The following is a 22967-nucleotide window of genomic DNA, read 5'->3' as shown; positions in this document are numbered from 1 at the left end:
TAAAAACTATATTATAGTTTTATAGGCGTTTACGCTTTGCAGCAGCAATTTGTGACTGGCGCATACGGAAACCAGCTTTTTGCTTTTCAGTGGTTTTGTCGATGCAATAAACGCAAGAAACACCGTGTTCGTAACTTGGTAGAGCAGACTCTTCAGGAGTTAAAGGCCAGCCGCAAGCATGACATTTAATATTCACGCCTTCCTCTACACCATGAGTTACAGCAGTGCGTCCGTCAAATACGAAACATTCACCTTCCCATAAGCTTTCATCAGCAGGGGTTTCTTCTAGGTACTTAAGGATACCGCCTTTAAGATGGTAAACCTCTTTAAATCCTTCTTGAAGAAGTAAAGAAGTTGATTTTTCACAGCGAATACCACCAGTACAGAACATCGCAATTTTTTTGTCTTTATGTTGCTCTAATTCTTTCTTGACGTATTCTGGAAACTCACGGAATGTTTCAGTTTTAGGGTCAATTGCGCCCTTAAATGTACCCGCTTTATATTCGTAATCATTACGTGTGTCGATTAAAATTACATCATCACGTGCGATTAAATCATTCCACTCTTTAGGATCAAGGTAGTGACCGACTAAGTCACGAGGTTTAACCTCAACACCTAAAGTCACAATTTCTTCTTTAAGTTTAATTTTCATTTTGCGGAAAGGTTTGTCAGAACTATGGGATTCTTTGTATTCCATAGCGCCAAAGCCTTCATTGAGCAAAAACTGATGTAGTGTATCAATTGCTAAGCGATCACCAGCTACAGTACCATTAATTCCTTCACCTGCTACAATCAGAGTTCCACAGAGGTTAATTGTTTTCACTAAGTCTAATAAACGTTGTTGAAGATCGGCAGGATCTTGAACTTCTTTAAATTGATATAGTGCTGCAACAACCCAACCTGCGGTCGCTTGCTGTTCTACAGGTGCAAGCTGTTCTACAGTAGCGTTCATGGAAAACTCCAAATGTATTAAGATAGAAATTTAAGGCGCATATTTTAGCGCGAAAATTAGTAATAAGCGAGAAAACCATAAAAAGTATATGGTTTATTTAAGGAGTTTGTTTTGAGTAATGATCATCGAACGCTCTCTCTCACCCCATGTGCAGGGCGTTGTTCAACAGTTTTTGGTGATCAGGTTTGTCGTGGTTGTCGCCGTTTTAATCACGAGGTGATTCAATGGAACACTTATACGGCAGAGCAGCGTTTGGCTGTATGGAAGCGTTTAGATGATCAATTGAATCAAATCTTAGTACCGATGCTGCCTCATGCAGACTTACAGCATGTTGAGGGATTTATTTTAAGTAAGCGTATTCGATTAATGGAAGGGGCGAGCCAAGGCCGTAAGCTTTATCACGCCTTAAAAATATGTGAAAAAAATAAACATTTAGCACACGAGAGTGGTTTGGGTATTTCGGAGTCTCAAGTCAAAACAATATGGGTTGAGTTTGAAAGACGTGTTTTAGCGTTGGCTAAAGCAAGCTATGAGTTGGCTTGGTTGCGAGCAGATGGAATTAGCCATCACTTGTTAACTATGTATGAAGAAGAATAAGTCTAGAGTAGAAAAAGACGTAAATAAAAAAGCTGCCTTTTGGCAGCTTTTTTTCATTAATTTTCTTTCGAATATTAACGTTTGATGTCGCGTTGAGTTTCACCAGTATAAAGCTGACGAGGACGACCGATTTTGTAAGGACCGCTGTGCATTTCTAACCAGTGGCTGATCCAACCAACTGTACGAGCAAGAGCGAAGATTACAGTAAACATTTCTGTTGGGATACCAATCGCTTTAAGGATGATACCTGAGTAGAAGTCTACGTTAGGGTAAAGTTTACGTTCAACGAAGTACGGGTCGTTCAATGCGATACGCTCAAGTTCCATAGCAAGTGCTAATTGAGGATCGTTGATACCTAAAGCTTCAAGAACTTCGTCACAAGTTTGCTTCATTACTTTAGCGCGTGGGTCGAAGTTTTTGTAAACGCGGTGACCGAAGCCCATAAGCTTAACTTCTTTGCGTTTAACTTTTTCCATGAACTCTGCAACGTTTTCAACGCTACCGATTTCATCAAGCATCTTAAGAACTGCTTCGTTTGCACCACCGTGAGCAGGTCCCCAAAGTGCAGAGATACCAGCAGAGATACATGCATACGGGTTTGCACCAGTAGAGCCAGCAAGACGTACTGTAGATGTAGAAGCATTTTGTTCGTGGTCAGCATGAAGCGTGAAAATACGATCCATTGCGCGAGCAAGAACAGGATTAACTTTGTAATCACGGTCAGCAGGAGTAGCAAACATCATGTGTAAGAAGTTTTCCGCATAACTTAAATCGTTACGTGGATAGATGAATGGTTGACCTACTGTGTATTTGTAACTCCAAGCAGCAAGCGTTGGAATTTTTGCAATTAAGCGAATTGCAGTGATTTCACGGTGATTGATGTCTTCAATATCTAGGTTGTTGTGATAGAACGCAGATAATGCACCTACCACACCAACCATGATTGCCATTGGATGAGCATCGCGACGGAAACCATTGAAGAAACGGCTAACTTGATCGTGAACCATAGTGTGAGCACGTACTTTTGTATCAAACTCAACTTTTTGTTCAGCATTTGGGAGCTCGCCATTTAATAATAAATAACAAGTTTCAAGGTAGTCTGCTTGAGTTGCTAACTGATCAATTGGGTAGCCGCGGTGTAATAAAATACCTTTGTCACCATCAATGAAAGTAATTTTAGATTCGCATGCGGCTGTCGCCATAAAACCAGGATCGAAAGTAAAATGACCTTCTTTCAGTATGCTGCTGACATCAATTACATCTGGACCTAAAGTGCCACTGTAGATTGGTAATCCAATTTCTTTGCCATCAAGATGTAATACGGCTTTTTTGCCATTTGCTTCAGACATTCAATAGATCTCCTGTCCTGGTGAATGTTGATCTGACTCGAAATCCTAATGTTCTCATGTGCGAATCAGACGGTGTCAAAATTTGCTATAAGATTAGTGAGTACTGAAATTTTGTCAATTATACTTATGGATAAAAAATGACGTTCCCACAGAGAGTTAGTCATCAAGACCCGAGCAAAAAAGTCAGTAAAATCACTGCATCGGGATGGTATAATAAGTCAATTCAACAAGAACGTGCAGAAAAAAAATGAAGGATGAGTACAATTGTAAGCAAATTTATAAATTGCAATTCAGAATAACAGGGCGGTAGAAAATGCCAATCCACTTAAAAAAATCATAAAACTCATGATGTAATTTCAAATTTATACTCAAAAAAAATTGTATTTTTATTTAGTTGTAACAAAGAATATTGTTCTTTTTTTAAGTTTAATTGTATAAAAAATAGCTTATCAGACGAGTTTAAAATCATAAGAACTGTTTTTTAATGAAATTCACTTTCGAAAAATGAGTGTAGATCGCTTAATATCTATCTGAAATATAAGTCTGTTCACTTATTTAAAATGTGGCTCACATTGAAAATAGGAGGGTATTGTGATCATTTTTCTATTGATATGAGGAATTTATAACTTTATCTTTAGTCTAAAATCGGTTTATTTAAAAGAAATTTCAGAAAAAATGAAATTAAATAAAAAGTTATTTTAAACAAGGACATGATGTGTATAGGTATAGTTTTTTTATTGACCTAATAATGTAATATTGTTTTGAATGATTCTTATTTAATGGTTTTTTGCTGAAATGGCAAAGTGGATTGTTTGTATTTTGATACTTCGCGTTTTATAATTCAGTGTCGTTTATAGGTTAGGCATGAGCTGTGCTTGCCTAACAATGCCAGCTTTCCTTGGAATTAATTCAACAAACTCCGGTCGGAGTTTCTACCTACAGGATGCCCGCTGTGAAAAGCAACAGACCTGTCAATTTGTCCATGGGTCAGGTGTTAGCGGTAAATTTACGCTCACCCGTGGCTATTGCATCAATTTTACACCGTTTATCAGGTGTCATCGTTTTCTTATTAGTACCAGTTCTCTTATGGATTCTAGATAAATCATTATCTTCACCAGAAGGATTTGACTACGTTAAAAATGTCGTTTTTGGAAATATCCTTGTACGTTTTGTTGTTTGGGTATTTGCAGCCGGCTTGATATTCCACTTTATTGCTGGAGTTAAGCACTTACTTGCAGATTTAGGTTTTGCTGAAGAACTGCAAAGTGGTCGTATTGCAGCGACAATTTCATTGATCTTATCTGTGGTAGCCATTATCGCAGCCTTTGTATGGATTATGTTCTAATGAAAAGTGCTACAGGTTTAACTGGTTCAGGTTCTCGTGATTGGTTTATCCAGCGTGTAAGTGCGGTTGTATTAGCAGCTTATACTGTTGTTCTTTTTGGTTGGATTCTCTGCAAAGGTGGATTTGACTATCAACAGTGGGCTGGCTTCATGATGACATTACCAATGAAGATTTTTTCTTTATTGGCAATTTTATCGCTTATCGCACACGCATGGATTGGTATGTGGCAAGTTTTCACTGACTATGTCACTACTCGTCAAATGGGTCCTTCAGCGAAAGGTTTACGCCTTGTACTGACGACGGCTGTCATTATTGCAGTGTTTGTGTACGCAATCTGGGGTATCCAGATTTTCTGGGCGAATTGATAGGAAGATATCATGGGCGCGATAACCCCTAAAGAAGATTATTCAAATATTCAAAACCTCACTTTCGATGCAGTTATCGTTGGTGGTGGTGGTTCTGGTATGCGTGCATCTTACCAACTTGCTCAAGCAGGTTTGAAAGTTGCAGTACTTACTAAAGTTTTCCCAACACGTTCACATACAGTTGCTGCTCAGGGCGGTATCGGTGCGTCGTTAGGTAACATGCAAGAAGATAACTGGCATTTCCACTTTTACGATACGGTAAAAGGTTCTGACTGGTTAGGTGACCAAGACGCAATTGAATTTATGTGTCGTGAAGCACCAAAAGTTGTGTATGAACTTGAACACATGGGTATGCCGTTTGACCGTAACGCTGATGGTACAATTTACCAGCGTCCGTTCGGTGGCCACTCTGCGAACTATGGTGATAAACCAGTTCCACGTGCTTGTGCTGCTGCTGACCGTACTGGTCACGCATTATTACACACGCTTTATCAAAGCAACGTGAAAATGGGTACTCAGTTCTTCGTTGAATGGATCGCGCTTGATTTGATCCGTAACGAAGCAGGTGATGTTCTTGGTGTAACAGCGATTGACCAAGAAACTGGTAATATCGCAGTATTCCAAGCAAAAGCGACATTGTTTGCGACCGGTGGTGCTGGTCGTGTTTACCGTGCATCAACAAATGCTTATATCAACACTGGTGACGGTCTTGGTATGGCTGCTCGTGCTGGTATTCCATTACAAGATATGGAATTCTGGCAATTCCACCCTACGGGTGTTGCGGGCGCAGGCGTATTGTTAACTGAAGGTTGTCGTGGTGAAGGTGCAATCCTTCGTAACAAAGACGGCGAACCGTTCATGGAACGTTATGCACCAACTTTAAAAGACTTGGCTCCACGTGACTTCGTATCACGTTCTATGGACCAAGAAATTAAAGAAGGTCGTGGTTGTGGTCCAAAAGGTGATTATATCTTACTAGATATGACTCACTTGGGCGCTGACACAATCATGAAGCGTTTACCATCTGTATTTGAGATTGGTAAAAAATTCGCGAACGTTGACATTACTAAAGAACCAATTCCTGTAGTACCAACAATCCATTATCAAATGGGTGGTATTCCTACAAATATGCATGGTCAAGTGTGCTTACCTGAAGCAGGTACAGACAATTACACTAAACCTGTAAAAGGTTTCTATGCAATTGGTGAATGTTCTTGTGTATCAGTACATGGTGCAAACCGTTTAGGTACTAACTCACTTCTTGACTTGGTTGTATTTGGTAAAGCTGCTGGTGAGCACATTATTGACTACGTAACTAAGCATCATGGTGATGAATATGCACCACTTCCAACAAACGTATTAGAGCAAACTTTAGATCGCGTACGTAAATTGGATGAATCAACTTCTGGTGAAAATGCACAAGAAGTTGCTGATGCGATTCGTGATATCGTTCAAGACCATGCTGGTGTATTCCGTACTCAAGCTTTGCTTGATAAAGGTGTTAAAGAGATTCTTGCTCTTGAACCACGTGTGCGTAACATTCACTTGAAAGATAAATCTAAAGTATTTAACACTGCACGTGTTGAAGCGCTTGAAGTTGAAAACTTATATGAAGTTGCAAAAGCTACATTAATTTCAGCTGCTGCGCGTAAAGAGTGTCGTGGTGCGCATACTGTAGTTGATTATGAATTGCCAGCTGATCACCCAACTTATTCATACGGTCGCCGTGATGATGAGTGGATGAAGCATACTTTATGGTATTCATCAGACAATCGTTTGGAATATAAGCCTGTGCGCTTCAAACCGTTGACTGTTGATGCAATTCCACCAGCACCACGTACATTCTAATCGGGAGTATAAAGATGAGTAGAGGTACTCGTACATTCGAAATCTACCGCTATGATCCTGATAAGGATAAAGCGCCGTACATGCAAACTTTCAAGCTTGAATTGACTGATAAGCACCGTATGTTGCTTGATGCATTACTTGCTTTGAAGGTTCAAGATGAATCATTAACGTTCCGTCGTTCATGCCGTGAAGGTATTTGTGGTTCGGATGGTGTAAACATTAATGGTAAAAATGGTTTGGCTTGTTTATGGAATTTAAACGACCTGCCTGAGAAAATTGTAATTCGTCCATTACCAGGTTTGCCGGTTGTTAAAGATTTGGTTGTTGATATGAACCAATTCTATGATCAATATGACAAAATTCAGCCATTCTTGATCAATAACCAACCAGCTCCACCTAAAGAGCGTTTACAGTCTCCTGAAGAGCGTGAACACTTAAATGGTTTGTATGAATGTATTCTTTGTGCATGTTGTTCAACTTCATGCCCATCATTCTGGTGGAACCCTGATAAATTCTTGGGTCCTTCAGCATTGTTGAATGCATACCGTTTTATTATCGACTCTCGTGATACTGCTACTGCAGACCGTTTGGCTCGTCTTGACGATCCATTCAGTTTGTTCCGTTGTAAAGGTATTATGAACTGTGTGTCAGTATGTCCTAAAGGTCTAAACCCTACTAAAGCAATCGGTCACATCCGTAACATGCTATTAGATCAAGCGGGTTAATTCTGCACAAATAGAAAACGCGCATCCTTGATGTGCGTTTTTTTTTAATTTTATAATGTAAACTTTAGACTTTGGTCGAAAAGAGCGAGGATTTTATATATTGCACCATATATTAAAAGATAAAATCGCTTATGTATTTCGCCAATTTATAGGTGGTATGTGTCAAAAAAATCAATCGTTGTTTAAGAACATGATACGATTTGCCACAAAGTTATAGGTGAAAAAAGCGTATACTAGTGAAATTAATTTAAGTAGCACGATCTTAGATCTGTGCTTAATTTTTATGGTTAAAGTCATTTTAGAAAAGTTAATTTTAAAGTTAATTTTTCTAAAAAGATTTGCAAAAAATTGCTCGGTTTTAATCGAGTATAAGGTGAGTGATGATGCCATTGAGGGCGTTGTGATTCATTAATTACCTATGGAGTTTTCTCTCTAGGTAGTATGACGCCCCATGGTCTTAGAGACCTGTTGGGTAAGTAATGCCTTTTTTACCAATTTGGCATTATGCATCATGGGTGTGCTTAAAAGGCAGCCTGTAATATTTTTTGCAATAGGAAATGGGTCCACAAATGCAAGAAGTTGCTGACGCATTGCGTCTTGACACTGAACTTTCCGCTGATAGTGCAGCGTATATTGAAGAACTTTACGAGCAGTACCTGACTTCCCCAACCTCTGTAGCTGAGGACTGGCGCCAATATTTCGATAAATATCCAAAGGGTGACCAACCACACAGCGCTGTGCGTGAGCAATTCCTATTACTAGGACGTAATGCTAATCGTGTTCAACCTGTTGTACAAAGTACTGTAAGTACTGAGCATGAGCGTCGTCAAATTGGCGTTTTACAACTTATTGCTGCTTATCGTAATCGCGGACATCAAAAAGCTAAATTAGATCCATTAGGTCTTGCTAAGCGTGAAGAGATTCCAGATTTAGATCTTTCAGCTCACGGTTTAACCAAATCAGATTTAGACACTGTATTCAATACCGGCAATCTTGAAATCGGCAAAAGCGAAGCAACGCTTGCTGAAATGATTGAAGCAATGGAATCAATCTATTGTGGTTCGATTGGTGTTGAATACATGCATATCGTGGACACAAAAGAAAAACGTTGGATTCAACAACGTCTTGAAAGTGCCCGTGGTAAATTCAATTACACAAATGATCAAAAGAAAGGCTTCTTAGAGCGTTTAACTGCTGCTGAAGGTCTTGAAAAATATCTTGGTAATAAATACGTCGGTGCTAAACGCTTTGGTGTTGAGGGCGGCGAATCTTTTATTCCTATGGTAAACGAGATTATTCAGCGTGCTGGTGCTGTAGGTTGTAAAGAAGTTGTTATTGGTATGCCACACCGTGGCCGTTTAAACCTTCTTGTGAATATTATGGGTAAAAACCCTGCGGACTTATTTGGTGAGTTCGAAGGTAAATCAATTCATAAAAAAGGTTCTGGCGACGTTAAATACCACCAAGGTTTCTCAAGTAACGTAATGACTCCAGGTGGCGAAGTTCACTTGGCATTAGCATTTAACCCATCTCACTTGGAAATTGTTGGTCCTGTAGTTGAAGGTTCTGTACGTGCACGTCAAGTACGTCGTAGAGACATTGGCGGTGATGACGTTTTACCAGTTATTGTTCATGGTGATGCGGCATTTGCAGGTCAGGGCGTGAACATGGAAACCTTCCAGATGTCACAAACTCGTGGCTATACGGTTGGTGGTACAGTTCATATTATTGTGAACAACCAAGTAGGTTTCACAACTTCTGATCCTCGTGACGCACGTTCTACAGAATACTGTACAGACGTTGCTAAAATGATTCAGGCGCCAATTTTCCATGTAAATGGGGATGATCCTGAAGCTGTTATCTTTGCTACTCAATTAGCACATGATTTCCGTCACGAATTCCGTAAAGATGTTGTTATCGATTTGTTCTGTTATCGTCGTCGTGGCCATAACGAAGCAGATGAGCCATCTGGTACACAGCCATTGATGTATCAAGTAATTGCGAAGAAAGCGACTACTCGTACACTTTATGCTGATCAACTTGTTCAAGAGAAAGTACTTGATCGTGCTGAAGCAGACCAAATGGTTGAAGATTACCGTTCTGATCTAGAAGCGGGTAATCATGTAGCAAATGCATTGATTCTTGAACCAAATACCAAAATGTTTGTTGATTGGACTCCATATTTAGGCCATGACTACACAGACGATTGGGATACTTCATTTGACTTAAATCGCTTAAAAGAATTAGGCGAGGGCATGAGCAAACTTCCTGAAGGGTTTGTAATGCAGCGTCAGGTTCAAAAAGTAATTGAAGACCGCGTAAAAATGCAAACTGGTGAAACTCCATTAAACTGGGGTGCAGCAGAAACTTTAGCTTATGCAACTTTATTAGATGAAGATTATCTAGTTCGTATTACTGGTGAAGATGTGGGTCGTGGTACCTTCTCACACCGTCATGCGAAATTGCATAACCAAGCTGATGGTTCAACTTACATTCCACTTTGTCATGTGAAAGAAAACCAACCACGTTTTGCGATTTATGACTCTCTTTTATCTGAAGAAGCAGTTCTTGCATTCGAATATGGTTACGCAACTACAATTCCTAAGAGCTTGATTATTTGGGAAGCACAATTTGGTGACTTCGTAAACTGTGCTCAAGTTGTGATTGACCAGTTTATTGCTTCTGGTGAGACTAAGTGGGAACGTGTTTGTGGTTTAACAATGTTGTTACCACACGGTTTCGAAGGTCAAGGCCCAGAACACTCATCAGCTCGTTTAGAACGTTTCTTACAGTTATGTGCTGAAGACAACATGCAAGTGATCACTCCAACGACACCTGCACAGATTTTCCATGCATTACGTCGTCAAGCTGTACGCCCAATTCGTAAGCCATTGATTGTAATGTCACCGAAATCTTTACTTCGTCATAAACTTGCGACTTCTACTTTAGAAGAGCTTGCAAATGGTTCATTCCAAACTGTAATTGATGAAATCGATCAAATTAACAAGCCAGATGTAACTCGTCTTGTACTTTGTGGCGGTAAAGTTTATTACGACTTACTTGAAAAACGTCGTGAACAAAACTTAACTAATGTTGCAATCGTACGTATTGAACAGTTGTATCCATACCCAGAGCAACGTCTTGCGGAAATCTTGGCTGCTTATCCAAATGTGAAAGAACTCGTTTGGGCACAAGAAGAGCCGAAGAACCAAGGCGCATGGTTATTTATTGCACCGCGTTTATATGACGATATCTTAAAATCTGGCAAACAAATCCGTATCAGTTTTGCAGGTCGTGAAGCTTCTGCTGCACCAGCTTGTGGCTCACCGTACTTGCATGCAAAACAACAAGCTCAGCTAATTAATGATGCATTGGCAATCGAAGCTGAACAATCAGGAGATTCTCAATAATGGCAACCGAAATTAAAGCACCGGTATTCCCAGAGTCTGTTGCAGATGGCACCATCGCAACTTGGCATAAAAAGGTGGGTGAACCTGTATCACGTGATGAAGTAATCTGTGATATTGAAACCGACAAAGTTGTTTTAGAAGTTGTTGCTCCTGCTGATGGTAGCTTAGTTGCAATCATTAAAGATGAAGGCGATACAGTTCTTTCTGACGAAGTTATTGCTCAATTTGAAGCTGGTGCTGGTGCAGCAGCGGCTGCTCCTGCAGCAGTAGAGCAAGCAGTTGCTCAAACTCAAGCTGGTGCAGCGCCTGTTGTTGAGCGTACAGAAACTGTATCTGATCAAGCTCCTGCAGTTCGTAAAGCATTAACTGAATCTGGTATTGCTGCTGCTGACGTACAAGGTACTGGTCGTGGTGGTCGTATCACTAAAGAAGATGTTGCAAACCATCAAGCTAAACCAGCTGCTAACGTTACTCCGTTAAGTGTGGCTGTTGGTGAACGTATCGAAAAACGCGTTCCAATGACTCGTTTACGTAAGCGTGTAGCTGAGCGTCTTCTTGCTGCAACTCAAGAAACAGCAATGTTAACTACATTCAACGAAGTTAACATGAAGCCAATCATGGAATTGCGTAAGCAATATAAAGATGCTTTTGAAAAACGTCATGGCGCTCGTTTAGGCTTCATGTCATTCTTCGTTAAAGCAGCAACTGAAGCGCTTAAACGCTACCCAGCTGTAAACGCTTCAATTGATGGCGACGATATCGTTTATCACGGTTACTACGACATCGGTGTTGCAGTATCTTCTGATCGTGGTCTTGTTGTACCAGTATTACGTGATACTGATCGTATGAGCTATGCAGAAGTTGAATCTGGTATTGGTGCATATGCTGCTAAAGCACGTGATGGTAAATTATCTATCGAAGAAATGACTGGTGGTACTTTTACAATCACTAACGGTGGTACTTTCGGTTCATTACTTTCAACTCCAATTTTGAATCAGCCACAAACTGGTATCTTGGGTATGCATAAAATCCAAGAGCGTCCTATGGCTGTAAATGGTCAAGTTGAAATCTTGCCAATGATGTATTTAGCACTTTCTTATGACCACCGTATGATCGATGGTAAAGAAGCTGTAGGTTTCTTGGTAGCAATCAAAGAATTGTTAGAAGAGCCAGCTAAACTCATCCTTGATCTTTAATTTCTTCGAATAATATTACCGAGGTAGAGTGATCCTCTATCTCGGACCATGGAGATAAACAATGTCTCAACAATTTGATCTTGTTGTTATTGGCGGTGGTCCTGGTGGTTATGAAGCTGCGATTCGCGCTGCTCAACTAGGTTTTAAAGTCGCTTGTATCGAAAAACGTATTCACAACGGTAAGCCATCTTTAGGTGGTACATGCTTAAACGTAGGTTGTATTCCTTCTAAAGCATTACTTGACTCTTCTCACCGTTACGAAGATACAGTACATCACTTAGCTGATCACGGTATCACTACAGGTGAAGTGAATTTTGATCTTGCTAAGCTTCTTGCTCGTAAAGACAAAATTGTTGACCAATTAACTGGTGGTATCGATCAATTGCTTAAAGGCAATGGCATTGAATGGTTAAAAGGTACTGGTAAATTACTTGCTGGTAAAAAAGTTGAGTTCGTTTCTCATGAAGGCGAAACTCAAGTTTTAGAACCTAAATACGTTATTCTTGCGTCTGGTTCTGTGCCTGTAAATATTCCAGTAGCTCCTGTAGATCAAGATATTATTGTTGATTCAACTGGTGCATTGAACTTCCCAGAAGTACCTAAGCGTTTAGGTGTAATTGGTGCAGGTGTAATCGGTTTAGAGCTTGGTTCTGTTTGGCGTCGTCTTGGTGCTGAAGTTGTTGTTTTTGAAGCAATGGATGCATTCTTACCAATGGCTGATAAAGCTTTGGCAAAAGACTACCAAAAACTTTTAACTAAGCAAGGTCTTGATATTCGTATCGGTGCTAAAGTTTCTGGTACTGAAATTAATGGTCGTGAAGTGACTGTTAAATACACTCAAGGCGGCGAAGAAAAAACTCAGACTTTTGACAAATTAATCGTTTGTGTAGGCCGTAAAGCTTATGCAGAAGGTTTATTGGCTGAAGATTCAGGCATTAAATTAACTGAACGTGGTTTAGTTGAAGTAAATGATCACTGTGCAACTTCTGTAGAAGGTGTATATGCGATTGGTGACTTGGTTCGTGGTCCAATGCTTGCTCATAAAGCAATGGAAGAAGGTGTAATGGCTGTTGAACGTATTCACGGTCATGCAGCTCAAGTGAACTATGACACAATCATTTCTGTTATCTATACACATCCGGAAGCGGCATGGGTTGGTTTAACTGAAGAACAAGCTAAAGAAAAAGGTCATGAAGTTAAAACTGGTCAATTCGGTTTTGCTGTAAATGGTCGTGCTTTAGCGGCGGGTGAAGGTGCTGGTTTTGTTAAGTTTGTTGCTGATGCAAAAACTGACCGTTTATTAGGTATGCATGTTATTGGACCTGCAGCATCTGATATCGTACACCAAGGTATGATCGCTCTTGAATTTGTATCTTCTGTTGAAGATCTTCAGTTAATGACATTTGGTCATCCAACATTCTCTGAAGTTGTTCATGAAGCTGCACTTGCTGTAGATGGTCGTGCAATTCACGCGATTCAACGTAAGCGTAAATAAAATAAAGAGCGGTTCTCCGCTCTTTTTCACATTCGATGGTGTGATTAAAAAAGCATCAAGGTGAAAGACGTAGACAGCAATTTGCATAAGTAACATGAGAATGTTGCGCAAATTGAAGACAACAAACAAAGTTAAGTAGGTAACTAAATGAACTTACATGAGTATCAAGCTAAAGCGTTATTGAAAGAATATGGTATGCCAGTACAAGAAGGTATCTTGGCTACCAATGCAGACGAAGCAGTTGCTGCATTTGAACAGCTTGGTGGTAAATTCGCGGTAATGAAAGCGCAAGTTCATGCTGGTGGTCGTGGTAAGGCTGGTGGCGTTAAAGTTGCAAAATCTAAAGAAGACGTTATCGAATTTGCAAACAATATCATTGGTACTCGTCTTGTAACGTATCAAACAGATGCAAATGGTCAACCAGTAAACAGCATTATTGTTGCTGAAGACGTATACCCAGTTGAGCGTGAGCTTTACTTGGGCGCGGTTGTAGATCGTTCTAGCCGTCGTATTACTTTCATGGCTTCTACAGAAGGTGGTGTAGAAATCGAGAAAGTTGCTGAAGAAACTCCAGAAAAAATTATCAAAGTTGAAGTTGATCCATTAGTTGGCTTACAACCATTCCAAGCACGTGAAGTTGCGTTTGCTTTAGGTTTGAAAGACAAGCAAATTAATCAATTTGTAAAAATCATGACAGCTGCTTACCAAGCATTTGTTGAAAATGACTTTGCATTATTTGAAATTAACCCACTTTCAGTTCGTGAAAATGGCGAAATTTTATGTGTTGATGCGAAAGTAGGTATCGACTCTAACGCGCTTTACCGTTTACCTAAAGTTGCTGCTTTACGTGACAAATCTCAAGAGAATGAGCGTGAATTAAAAGCATCTGAATTTGATCTTAACTATGTTGCTTTAGAAGGTAACATCGGTTGTATGGTTAACGGTGCTGGTCTTGCAATGGCAACTATGGACATCATTAAACTTTATGGTGGTCAGCCTGCAAACTTCCTTGACGTTGGTGGCGGCGCAACTAAAGAGCGCGTAATCGAAGCGTTCAAAATCATCCTTGCTGATACATCTGTACAAGGTGTTTTAATCAACATCTTCGGTGGTATCGTACGTTGTGACATGATTGCTGAAGCGATTATTGCAGCGGTTCAAGAAGTAAACGTAACTGTTCCAGTTGTTGTTCGTTTAGAAGGTAACAACGCTGAGTTAGGTGCTAAATTACTTGATGAATCTGGTTTGAAATTAATTTCTGCAAACGGCTTGTCTGATGCCGCAGAAAAAGTTGTAGCTGCAGTTAAAGCGTAAGGGGAGTATCAATCATGAGCGTATTAATTAATAAAGACACTAAAGTATTGGTACAAGGTTTTACTGGTAAAAACGGTACTTTCCACTCTGCACAAGCTTTAGACTACGGTACAAAAGTTGTTGGTGGTGTTACTCCAGGTAAAGGTGGTACTACTCACCTTGACTTACCAGTATTCAACACAATGAAAGAAGCTGTACGTGAAACAAATGCAGATGCATCTGTAATCTATGTACCAGCTCCATTCGTTTTAGACTCAATCGTTGAAGCGGTTGATTCAGGTGTTGGCCTAATCGTTGTGATCACTGAAGGTGTTCCAACAATCGACATGCTTAAAGCAAAACGCTACTTAGAAACTAACGGTAACGGTACTCGTTTAGTTGGTCCTAACTGTCCAGGCGTGATCACTCCGGGTGAATGTAAGATTGGTATTATGCCTGGTCATATTCACCAACCAGGTCGTATTGGTATCATCTCGCGTTCAGGTACATTGACTTATGAAGCTGTTGCTCAAACAACTAAGCTTGGTTTAGGTCAGTCTACTTGTATCGGTATCGGTGGTGACCCAATCCCAGGTATGAACCAAATCGAAGCGCTTCAATTGTTCCAAGATGATCCAGATACTGATGCAATCATCATGATCGGTGAGATCGGTGGTACAGCGGAAGAAGAAGCTGCTGAATTCATCAAATCTAACGTGACTAAGCCTGTAGTAGGTTACATTGCTGGTGTAACTGCTCCTAAAGGTAAGCGTATGGGTCACGCTGGTGCGATCATTTCTGGTGGTCAAGGTACTGCTGAAGAGAAATTCGCTGCATTTGAAAAAGCAGGTATGGCTTACACTCGTAGCCCAGCTGAGCTTGGTTCAACTATGTTGCAAGTTTTAAAAGAGAAAGGTTTAGCTTAATCGCTTTACGCTGAATCTTAAAAAGCACCGCATCTGAAAAATGATGCGGTGTTTTTTTATTTATTAAAGAAAAATAAGAGTTTTTATAAGTATAGCTAATTCATAAATAAAATTTTTAGGCAAAAAAATACGCAATGATTGGGGTGATCATTGCGTAGAACAACGAATCTGTAAAAACAGTTTCGGTTTAAGGAGAAATGTCGTGAGGCTCATATGATGTAACCTACATAGAGGATAATAGATAAAGTTAAGATATTCTTCATCGCTATTAGCGTTAATAAGTGTTACTTCACGTTAATAGAGTAAAGGCCTGTGAATGGCTATCAATACATTAGTAATTCTAAAAAATGAATATTATTGAATCTAATAAATAAAAAAAGCCCCGAAGGGCTTTTAGTTTTCAAAAAGGATTAAAATTTAAATAAACCTAAACCATCTTTAACTTCGTCTAAAGTCTGTTGAGTAATAAGACGGCACTTATCTGTACCTTGACGTAAAACATCCATAATATAGTCAGGATCTTTAGCAAGTTCTTCTCGACGTTCACGAATAGGTGTAATTAACTCTTTTAAGACACCTTCAAGACGTTTTTTAACCGTACCGTCACCAAGACCACCGCGACGATAGTGAGCTTTTAATTCTTCAACTTCTTCTTTATTTGGATCAAATGCATCTAAATAAGTAAATACGATATTGCCTTCAACTTGACCTGGATCTTCAATACGAAGGTGATTTGGATCGGTGTACATCGCATTAACAGCTTTTTTAATGTCTTTATCAGAAGCATTTAAAACGATGGTATTGCCTAATGATTTAGACATTTTCGCTTTACCATCAAAACCAGGTAGACGTGCCATATTAGAAAGCAAAGCTTTACATTCAGGCAAAAGATCTTGACCGATTTGGCGATTTACTCGACGTACGATTTCATTCGTTTGTTCAATCATTGGAATCTGATCTTCACCCACTGGAACCACAGTTGCTTTGAAAGCAGTAATGTCAGCCGCTTGTGCAACAGGGTAGCAGAGGAAACCAGCTGGAATGTCACGTTCGAAACCACGCATTTGAATTTCAGATTTAATGGTCGGGTTACGTTCTAAACGCGCAACTGTCACAAAGTTAAGATAAAGCATTGTGAGTTCATTGAGTGCTGGTAAGCAAGACTGAACACAAATGGTAGTTTTTGTTGGATCAATGCCTACAGCTAAATAATCTAGAGCAACTTCTAGAATATTACGACGAACTTTATCTGGATTATCTGCATTATCTGTTAATGCTTGTGCATCTGCTAATAAGAGATGTTGATGATGGCTATCCTGTAAACCTACACGAGAACGCAAAGAACCGACAAAATGCCCAAGATGAAGTTGTCCGGTTGGGCGGTCGCCTGTCAAAATAATTGGACGCTGATCAACATTACTCATTATTTATTCCACTATCGTATTGGCTTAATCAGGGGTAGTAAGCCCTGTAATATAAAAGATTGGCATTATTGTACGGGAAATAAATTTTTTTCGTCAGCGATTGGGGAAACTTTTCTTAAAATAATATTGTGAATATATTTAGTAAAATTACAGAAATTCAAAAAAATCATCTTACAATAGCCTTAATAAATACAAACTTGGATAAGAAATGGCGAGTGGCTTACTTTTATTACTAGATGATATAGCAACAATTTTAGATGATGTTGCTTTAATGAGCAAAATGGCAGCCAAGAAAACTGCCGGAGTTTTAGGTGATGATTTGGCCTTAAATGCTCAGCAAGTAACAGGTGTGCGCGCAGATCGCGAACTACCTATTGTTTGGAAAGTGGCTAAAGGCTCATTTGTTAATAAGCTTATTTTAGTTCCTTTAGCATTGTTGATTAGTGTGATTGCACCTTGGCTTATTAATCCTTTATTAATGCTCGGGGGCTTATTTTTATGTTATGAGGGCGTAGAGAAAGTTCTTCATACGATTATGCATAAAAAAGCTTCTACATCAGAGGAAGCAAAAGCAGAGCTTGAAAATGAAGAATTAGACTTAGCAACTTTTGAAAAAGAAAAAATAAAAGGAGCAGTAAGAACTGACTTTATTTTATCGGCTGAGATCGTGGTGATTACGCTTGGTACAGTTGCTACAGCTACTTTAATGACCAAAGTAAGCGTTTTAAGTGTTATTGCAGTTGTGATGACGATTGGCGTTTATGGCCTAGTTGGTATGATTGTTAAGATTGATGATTTGGGATTATATTTAACAGAACAGTCGACTTCATTTAAACAAACTATAGGTCGAGGCCTATTAGCTTTTGCTCCTATTTTAATGAAATTACTTTCAATCGTGGGCACTATTGCAATGTTTTTAGTGGGTGGCGGGATTATTAATCATACGATTCCATTACTTCATCACTTAACTGAAGACACAGTGGATCATGTAGAAACAATACCAGCAGTAGGTAATATTATTGGTGCTTTAACACCAACATTGATTAACTTTGGAATAGGACTTGTTGCAGGTGCAATTGTTCTATTAATTGTGAGCTTAATACAAAAAATGTGGCCTAAAAAAGCATCGGGTTCATGATGCCATTCTAAAAAAAAAGAGGGAAATTATGCGCTGGAAAGGTCGACGAATTAGTAGCAATGTTGAGGACCGTCGAGGTGGTGGCGGTGTTAGAGCAGGCGGTATCAGTATTATTGGTTTGGTTGTTGCATTTGTTGCGTGGAAGTTCTTTGGTGTTGACCCACAGCAGGCTTATCAAGCAACGCAGCAAGTTACTGCTTCACAACAATCAAATGCAACTGCGCCAGAAAGTTTAACGGCCGAGCAAAAAGAAGCCTCGGATTTTGTTGGAACGGTTTTGGCTGATACGGAAGATACTTGGACCCCCATATTTAAACAGTTAGGTAAAAGCTATACGCCACCAACATTAGTATTGTTTAGTGGAATGGTTCAGTCAGGATGTGGTACTGCTCAATCTGCAATGGGGCCATTTTATTGTCCTGCAGACCAAAAGGTTTATATCGATACAGAATTCTTTAAAGATATGCGTCAGCAAATGGGAATTTCTGGTGAGCAGAACCAAACTGAGCTTTCTAGGGAAGATCAAGCTGGGGATTTTGCACAAGCTTATGTGGTTGCACATGAAGTAGGGCACCATGTTCAAACCTTGCTGGGTATTTCGTCACAAGTACAGCAAGCCCGTGCACAAGTCAGCCAAAGAGAAGGTAACCAATTATCTGTTCGTCAAGAATTACAAGCTGACTGTTTAGCGGGTATTTGGGCGAGCCATAATCAACAGCGAACTCAATTTTTAGAGCAAGGTGACATTGAAGAAGCGATGGATGCTGCTCAAAAAATTGGAGATGATTATTTACAGAAGCGCTCTACGGGGCAGGTCGTTCCAGACAGCTTTACTCATGGTAGTAGTGAACAGCGAATGCATTGGTTTCAGGTTGGTTTAAAAACTGGTGATATTAATCAATGTGATACTTTTAATAATCCAGTTTAAAATTTTGTAGGATGAGCCTTGTTAAACATAATTTAATAAGCTCATCTTTTTTTAGATCATAACTATAAATAATGTTAAGAAATTTAACAGATTGATAGATTGTTCAATCAATTCGGTAAACTTGTGTCCTAATTTCTGTTTTTTATGATTATGGCATTGTTTATGTCAGCTTTTTATTGAGTTAGGTCGATTTAGCAAAGTTGTTTATTTGGTCGTTGACCCAGAAGAAGGGTATTCATGGGTAATTTTTTTCTATTACAAGCTTTTACAGTGGTTTTTGCACTATCAATTGCAACCACGATCTTTAATAAGCGTATTTTAGGCTTTCCACAGGCGATAGGTGTTCCTCTAGTCTCAGCAATTTTTGTCTTTATTCTACAGTGGGGTGCCAGCCTACTAAATGGTAACCAGTTTATTACCATTAACATTCATAATATTGAAGAAGCAGTACGCCATATCGATTTTTATGATTTTTTAATTAATGGTGTTATTTGTTTTATTCTAACTTCTTCTGCACTCAAATTTAAAATTTCAGATCTAAAAAGTTATTGGAAGCAAATTAGTATTTTGGCAACAATTGCCTTAGTACTTTGCGCCGTATTATTTGGCAGTTTACTTTACGGATTCCAATTACTGGTTGGATATCATGTGCCAATTCTGGTGCTATTACTTTTAGGTGCAGCTTTAGGGGCAACAGACCCAATTGGTATTAAAGGTGTACTTAGTTCGATTCGAGCACCACATCATTTAATTGTTAAGCTAGAAGGTGAATCATTATTTAATGATGCAATGTGTATTGCATTGTTTATGACTTTACTTAATGTTTTACAGGGTGAACATTTTTCATTGGTAGCGACATTAGAAGCTCTACTTTATGAAATTGTTGTCGCCGTCGGGATTGGTTGGGCATTTGGGGTAGGGGTGTTGCGTCTATTACGTGGTAAACACGAAATGGAGTCCCTGATTTTAACAACAGCTTTACTTGCAAGTGGAGCATATTTGGTTGCTTTGTTTGCGCATGCATCAGCACCGATTGCTTGTGTAATTGGCGGTTTAATTGTTGGAAACAAATGGAAAGAAATACGAGAAGAGCGTGAGATTCAAGAAGTTAACCATTTCTGGCACACTGTAGAAGGAATTATTAACTCATTCTTATTTACTTTAATTGGCTTAGAGTTATTTATTCTTGATCTAAACTTTAGCCTGATTTTAGGCGGTATTGTTGCGTTCTTTATCCTACATATCTCTCGTTTTGCAGCTAACTTCATGGCTTTTGCGTTTTTCCCGAATATGCGGAAAATGAAAAGTTATAATGGTAGTTTAACTATTTTATCTTGGGGTGGGGTACGAGGAGGGATTTCACTTGCATTGATTTTGGCTGTAGCCAATATCCCTGCCTTAAGTCCCTATAGTAGTATCCTGATTGGATATACATTTATTAGTGTATTGTTATCAGGTATTGTGTGCGGCCTAGGCTTACCAGCTGTGATGAATGCTTTTTATTACAACCCCAACGAAGAAACTGAAGGCTTAAAAGGCTTCTATCAAAGGTTGTGCCATAAGATGAACCGAAGAGGTTTTCAGTATATTGTGGGGGAGGATGCGCTAGGTAGAGAAACAATCACCGTTTATAATCCAGATATTCTTGTAGACCAAAAAACTGAGGATGGAATTGCGACAATGCATGACCCGAATAAGTTACAAGAAGTAAAAAGATTTGAGAGTCCAGATAATTTCTAAATATAAATAGTTTTAAAATTTATAAGATATTTAAAAATGAGGTTTTAGTGTAATAGTAAAATATTACCTAAAGCCTTTTTTTTCTATATATATCATTAATAATATATTTTATTTTATTAAGATATTAATAATTGTTATATGAATATTTTAATTAAATGATTTTTCAACAAATGGTAAATAGAAAAATAATAAATTTGTTTTATATATAAAACGTTTAACGTGATTTTTCATTAAATTAACATAAGAAAAACTTAACTAAGACTTATATATAATTTCTATTAATTAAAATTTTTTCTTTATGTACTTTAGTATTTGTTTTTTTTATTTTAAAGTGTTTAATGTAAAAATGATCACATTACTTAATGTTTTTAAGTTGTAGGTCAAAAACTTAGAAAGATTAAGTAAAAAGAATTATACATAAAATCATTTAAATCAATAATATAAAAGGAATACAGATATGCCTGAAATACAAATTATTGCCAAGGATAGTCACGATACCTTGTCAACAATCCAGGGAACTTCTGCAAAGCTTTCAGAAGCGTCGGTCGTATTGGTAAAAGTGGCTGCCAGTGATGTATTGGTAGTGAATAGGGAGGGTACCAATGCAGTCATTCGCCTGAAAAATGGCGAGACTATTGTTATTGAAGGCTTCTTTAGTGGAACAGCTGAGCCTAAAGATAACAGTCTTGTTTTTCAAGATGAAAATGGACAGTTGATTTGGGCAAAATTCAAAGATGCTGAAAATGATGCGGACGCCGATGCTGATGCGGACGCTGATGCAGACAGTGATGTTGAACCACAAGCTCTGGTAGCTGAGGATTTACCTGCTGCTTTACCGGCAGAAGCACCACAAGAGTTGGTATCTGATGTTATTTACCAGCCTATTTCTTCAATTGAACCATTACTTTATCACGATGCAGGTGTAAACCCATGGTTGTGGGCAGCTATTCCTTTAGTTGCGGGCGGGATTATCGCTGCAGCATCGAATAGTGATAATGATGATGACTCAACACCTGCTGATACCACTCCACCAAATACAGATGGAGTCACTTTCTCTGTTGATCCTGTTACTTCAGATAACGTAATTAATGCATCAGAAGCAGCAGGTAATGTCACGATTACTGGTGTTTTGAAAAACATTCCAGCAGATGCGGCCAATACGGCCGTTACAGTTGTTATTAATGGGGTAACTTATAATGCAACTGTAGACAAAACAGCGGGTACATGGACAGTAAGTGTGCCTGGTAGTGGTTTAACAGCTGATGCAGATAAAACCATTGATGCGACTGTAACGTTTACAGATGCGGCAGGTAATAGCAGTACTGTTAAAGATACACAAACTTATACGATTGATACGACTGCACCGAATGCACCAGTGATTGACCCGGTTAACGGGACAGACCCGATCACAGGTACAGCAGAACCTGGTTCAACAGTAACTGTGACTTATCCGGACGGTAGTACGGCAAGTGTTGTAGCAGGACAGGATGGTACTTGGACTGTACCAAACCCTGGTTTGAATAATGGTGATGAAGTTACAGCTGTAGCAACAGACCCTGCTGGCAATACATCAGGACCAGGAACAGCTATTGTTGATGCAGTTGGTCCAAATACGGATGGTGTTAACTTTGCTGTTGATTCGGTAACAGCTGATAATGTGGTTAATGCATCAGAAGCGGCTGGCAATGTCACGATTACAGGTGTATTGAAAAACGTTCCTTCAGATGCGGCTACTACAGCCGTTACAGTTGTTATTAATGGGGTAACTTATACTGCAACTGTAGATAGTGCAGCAGGTACATGGACAGTAAGTGTACCTGGCAGCGGTTTGGTTGCTGATACAGATAAAACGATTGATGCTAAAGTAACCTTCACTGATGCAGCAGGTAATAGCAGCACAGTTAACGATACACAAACTTATACACTGGATACAGCTGCTCCAGCAGCACCAGTAATTGACCCGGTTAACGGGACAGACCCGATTACAGGTACGGCAGAACCTGGTTCAACAGTGACTGTGACTTATCCGGACAGTAGTACAGCAACAGTTGTAGCAGGACCGGATGGCAGTTGGTCAGTACCAAACCCTGGCCTTAATGATGGTGACGAAGTTGAGGCAATTGCTACAGATCCAGCAGGCAATACATCAGGTCCAACAACAGCTGTGGTTGATGCAGTTGCACCGACAGTAGCGCTTAACGATGTATTGACCAATGACAGTACACCTGAGTTAACC

Annotated in this window: 19 protein-coding genes; 15 read left to right on the top strand and 4 right to left on the bottom strand. The window is 39.3% G+C overall.

Annotated features, from left to right (window positions below; translation table 11 throughout):
- Positions 1 to 19 precede the first annotated feature (19 nt).
- The gene (locus B806_RS0103155) at positions 20 to 952 is read right to left on the bottom strand and encodes a rhodanese-related sulfurtransferase (protein WP_002116523.1); all 933 of its coding nucleotides are present in this window, start codon (positions 950 to 952) and stop codon (positions 20 to 22) included.
- Positions 953 to 1063: 111 nt separating this feature from the next.
- Between B806_RS0103155 and B806_RS0103150 the strand changes: the two genes are divergently transcribed.
- Positions 1064 to 1549, top strand: a complete 486-nt coding sequence (locus tag B806_RS0103150) for a DUF1289 domain-containing protein (protein ID WP_017386751.1) — start codon at positions 1064 to 1066, stop codon at positions 1547 to 1549.
- Between the two features lie 74 nt (positions 1550 to 1623).
- Here B806_RS0103150 and gltA read toward each other — a convergent pair whose 3' ends face one another.
- Both gltA and B806_RS19140 read right to left on the bottom strand, forming a co-directional pair.
- The gene (gene gltA / locus B806_RS0103140; protein ID WP_017386753.1) at positions 1624 to 2898 is read right to left on the bottom strand and encodes a citrate synthase; all 1275 of its coding nucleotides are present in this window, start codon (positions 2896 to 2898) and stop codon (positions 1624 to 1626) included.
- A gap of 343 nt (positions 2899 to 3241) precedes the next feature.
- The gene (locus B806_RS19140; protein ID WP_079381127.1) at positions 3242 to 3367 is read right to left on the bottom strand and encodes a hypothetical protein; all 126 of its coding nucleotides are present in this window, start codon (positions 3365 to 3367) and stop codon (positions 3242 to 3244) included.
- Positions 3368 to 3841: 474 nt separating this feature from the next.
- Here B806_RS19140 and sdhC point away from each other — a divergent pair, with 474 nt between their 5' ends.
- From sdhC to sucD, 10 genes are all read left to right on the top strand, one after another.
- On the top strand, positions 3842 to 4243 hold the full coding sequence (gene sdhC, locus B806_RS0103130) for a succinate dehydrogenase, cytochrome b556 subunit (protein WP_075384165.1): 402 nt from the start codon (positions 3842 to 3844) through the stop codon (positions 4241 to 4243).
- Positions 4243 to 4608, top strand: coding sequence for a succinate dehydrogenase, hydrophobic membrane anchor protein (gene sdhD / locus B806_RS0103125; RefSeq protein WP_000833672.1), 366 nt, complete (start codon positions 4243 to 4245; stop codon positions 4606 to 4608). Before sdhC ends, sdhD begins: the two co-directional genes overlap by 1 nt.
- A gap of 12 nt (positions 4609 to 4620) precedes the next feature.
- Positions 4621 to 6456: a succinate dehydrogenase flavoprotein subunit gene (sdhA, locus tag B806_RS0103120; RefSeq protein WP_002116225.1), complete on the top strand. Its 1836-nt coding sequence runs from the start codon at positions 4621 to 4623 to the stop codon at positions 6454 to 6456.
- A 14-nt stretch (positions 6457 to 6470) separates the two neighbouring features.
- On the top strand, positions 6471 to 7181 hold the full coding sequence (locus tag B806_RS0103115; RefSeq protein WP_002116292.1) for a succinate dehydrogenase iron-sulfur subunit: 711 nt from the start codon (positions 6471 to 6473) through the stop codon (positions 7179 to 7181).
- A gap of 283 nt (positions 7182 to 7464) precedes the next feature.
- Positions 7465 to 7593 (top strand): hypothetical protein, encoded by a 129-nt coding sequence (locus B806_RS0103110; protein ID WP_002116082.1) that lies wholly within the window; start codon positions 7465 to 7467, stop codon positions 7591 to 7593.
- A gap of 157 nt (positions 7594 to 7750) precedes the next feature.
- Positions 7751 to 10591: a 2-oxoglutarate dehydrogenase E1 component gene (locus B806_RS0103105; protein ID WP_025466663.1), complete on the top strand. Its 2841-nt coding sequence runs from the start codon at positions 7751 to 7753 to the stop codon at positions 10589 to 10591.
- Entirely contained in the window at positions 10591 to 11787 is a 1197-nt protein-coding gene (gene odhB / locus B806_RS0103100) for a 2-oxoglutarate dehydrogenase complex dihydrolipoyllysine-residue succinyltransferase (RefSeq protein WP_005064561.1), read from the top strand. The genes B806_RS0103105 and odhB overlap by 1 nt, the downstream gene beginning before the upstream one ends.
- A gap of 61 nt (positions 11788 to 11848) precedes the next feature.
- Positions 11849 to 13282: a dihydrolipoyl dehydrogenase gene (lpdA, locus tag B806_RS0103095; protein ID WP_017386755.1), complete on the top strand. Its 1434-nt coding sequence runs from the start codon at positions 11849 to 11851 to the stop codon at positions 13280 to 13282.
- Positions 13283 to 13429: 147 nt separating this feature from the next.
- A complete protein-coding gene (sucC, locus tag B806_RS0103090; protein WP_002116307.1) occupies positions 13430 to 14596 on the top strand; it encodes an ADP-forming succinate--CoA ligase subunit beta in 1167 nt (388 codons plus the stop codon).
- Between the two features lie 14 nt (positions 14597 to 14610).
- Positions 14611 to 15501 (top strand): succinate--CoA ligase subunit alpha, encoded by an 891-nt coding sequence (gene sucD / locus B806_RS0103085; protein WP_000114637.1) that lies wholly within the window; start codon positions 14611 to 14613, stop codon positions 15499 to 15501.
- A gap of 410 nt (positions 15502 to 15911) precedes the next feature.
- Here sucD and trpS read toward each other — a convergent pair whose 3' ends face one another.
- Entirely contained in the window at positions 15912 to 16925 is a 1014-nt protein-coding gene (gene trpS / locus B806_RS0103080; protein ID WP_002116097.1) for a tryptophan--tRNA ligase, read from the bottom strand.
- A 208-nt stretch (positions 16926 to 17133) separates the two neighbouring features.
- Between trpS and B806_RS0103075 the strand changes: the two genes are divergently transcribed.
- From B806_RS0103075 to B806_RS0103060, 4 genes are all read left to right on the top strand, one after another.
- A complete protein-coding gene (locus tag B806_RS0103075; RefSeq protein WP_014207473.1) occupies positions 17134 to 18063 on the top strand; it encodes a DUF808 domain-containing protein in 930 nt (309 codons plus the stop codon).
- A gap of 28 nt (positions 18064 to 18091) precedes the next feature.
- Entirely contained in the window at positions 18092 to 18991 is a 900-nt protein-coding gene (locus tag B806_RS0103070) for a neutral zinc metallopeptidase (protein WP_002116484.1), read from the top strand.
- 237 nt (positions 18992 to 19228) lie between these two features.
- Positions 19229 to 20731, top strand: a complete 1503-nt coding sequence (locus tag B806_RS0103065) for a cation:proton antiporter (RefSeq protein ID WP_005064573.1) — start codon at positions 19229 to 19231, stop codon at positions 20729 to 20731.
- 457 nt (positions 20732 to 21188) lie between these two features.
- A partial coding sequence (locus B806_RS0103060; protein WP_017402606.1) for an Ig-like domain-containing protein occupies positions 21189 to 22967 on the top strand: 1779 nt, incomplete at its 3' end.

Origin of the sequence: Acinetobacter sp. TG2027 (assembly GCF_000302435.1) — a bacterium.
In the GTDB taxonomy this organism is placed as follows: domain Bacteria; phylum Pseudomonadota; class Gammaproteobacteria; order Pseudomonadales; family Moraxellaceae; genus Acinetobacter; species Acinetobacter pittii.
The sequence above is the reverse complement of the archived record's forward strand: the minus strand, read 5'-3'. Positions and strand labels throughout refer to the sequence as shown.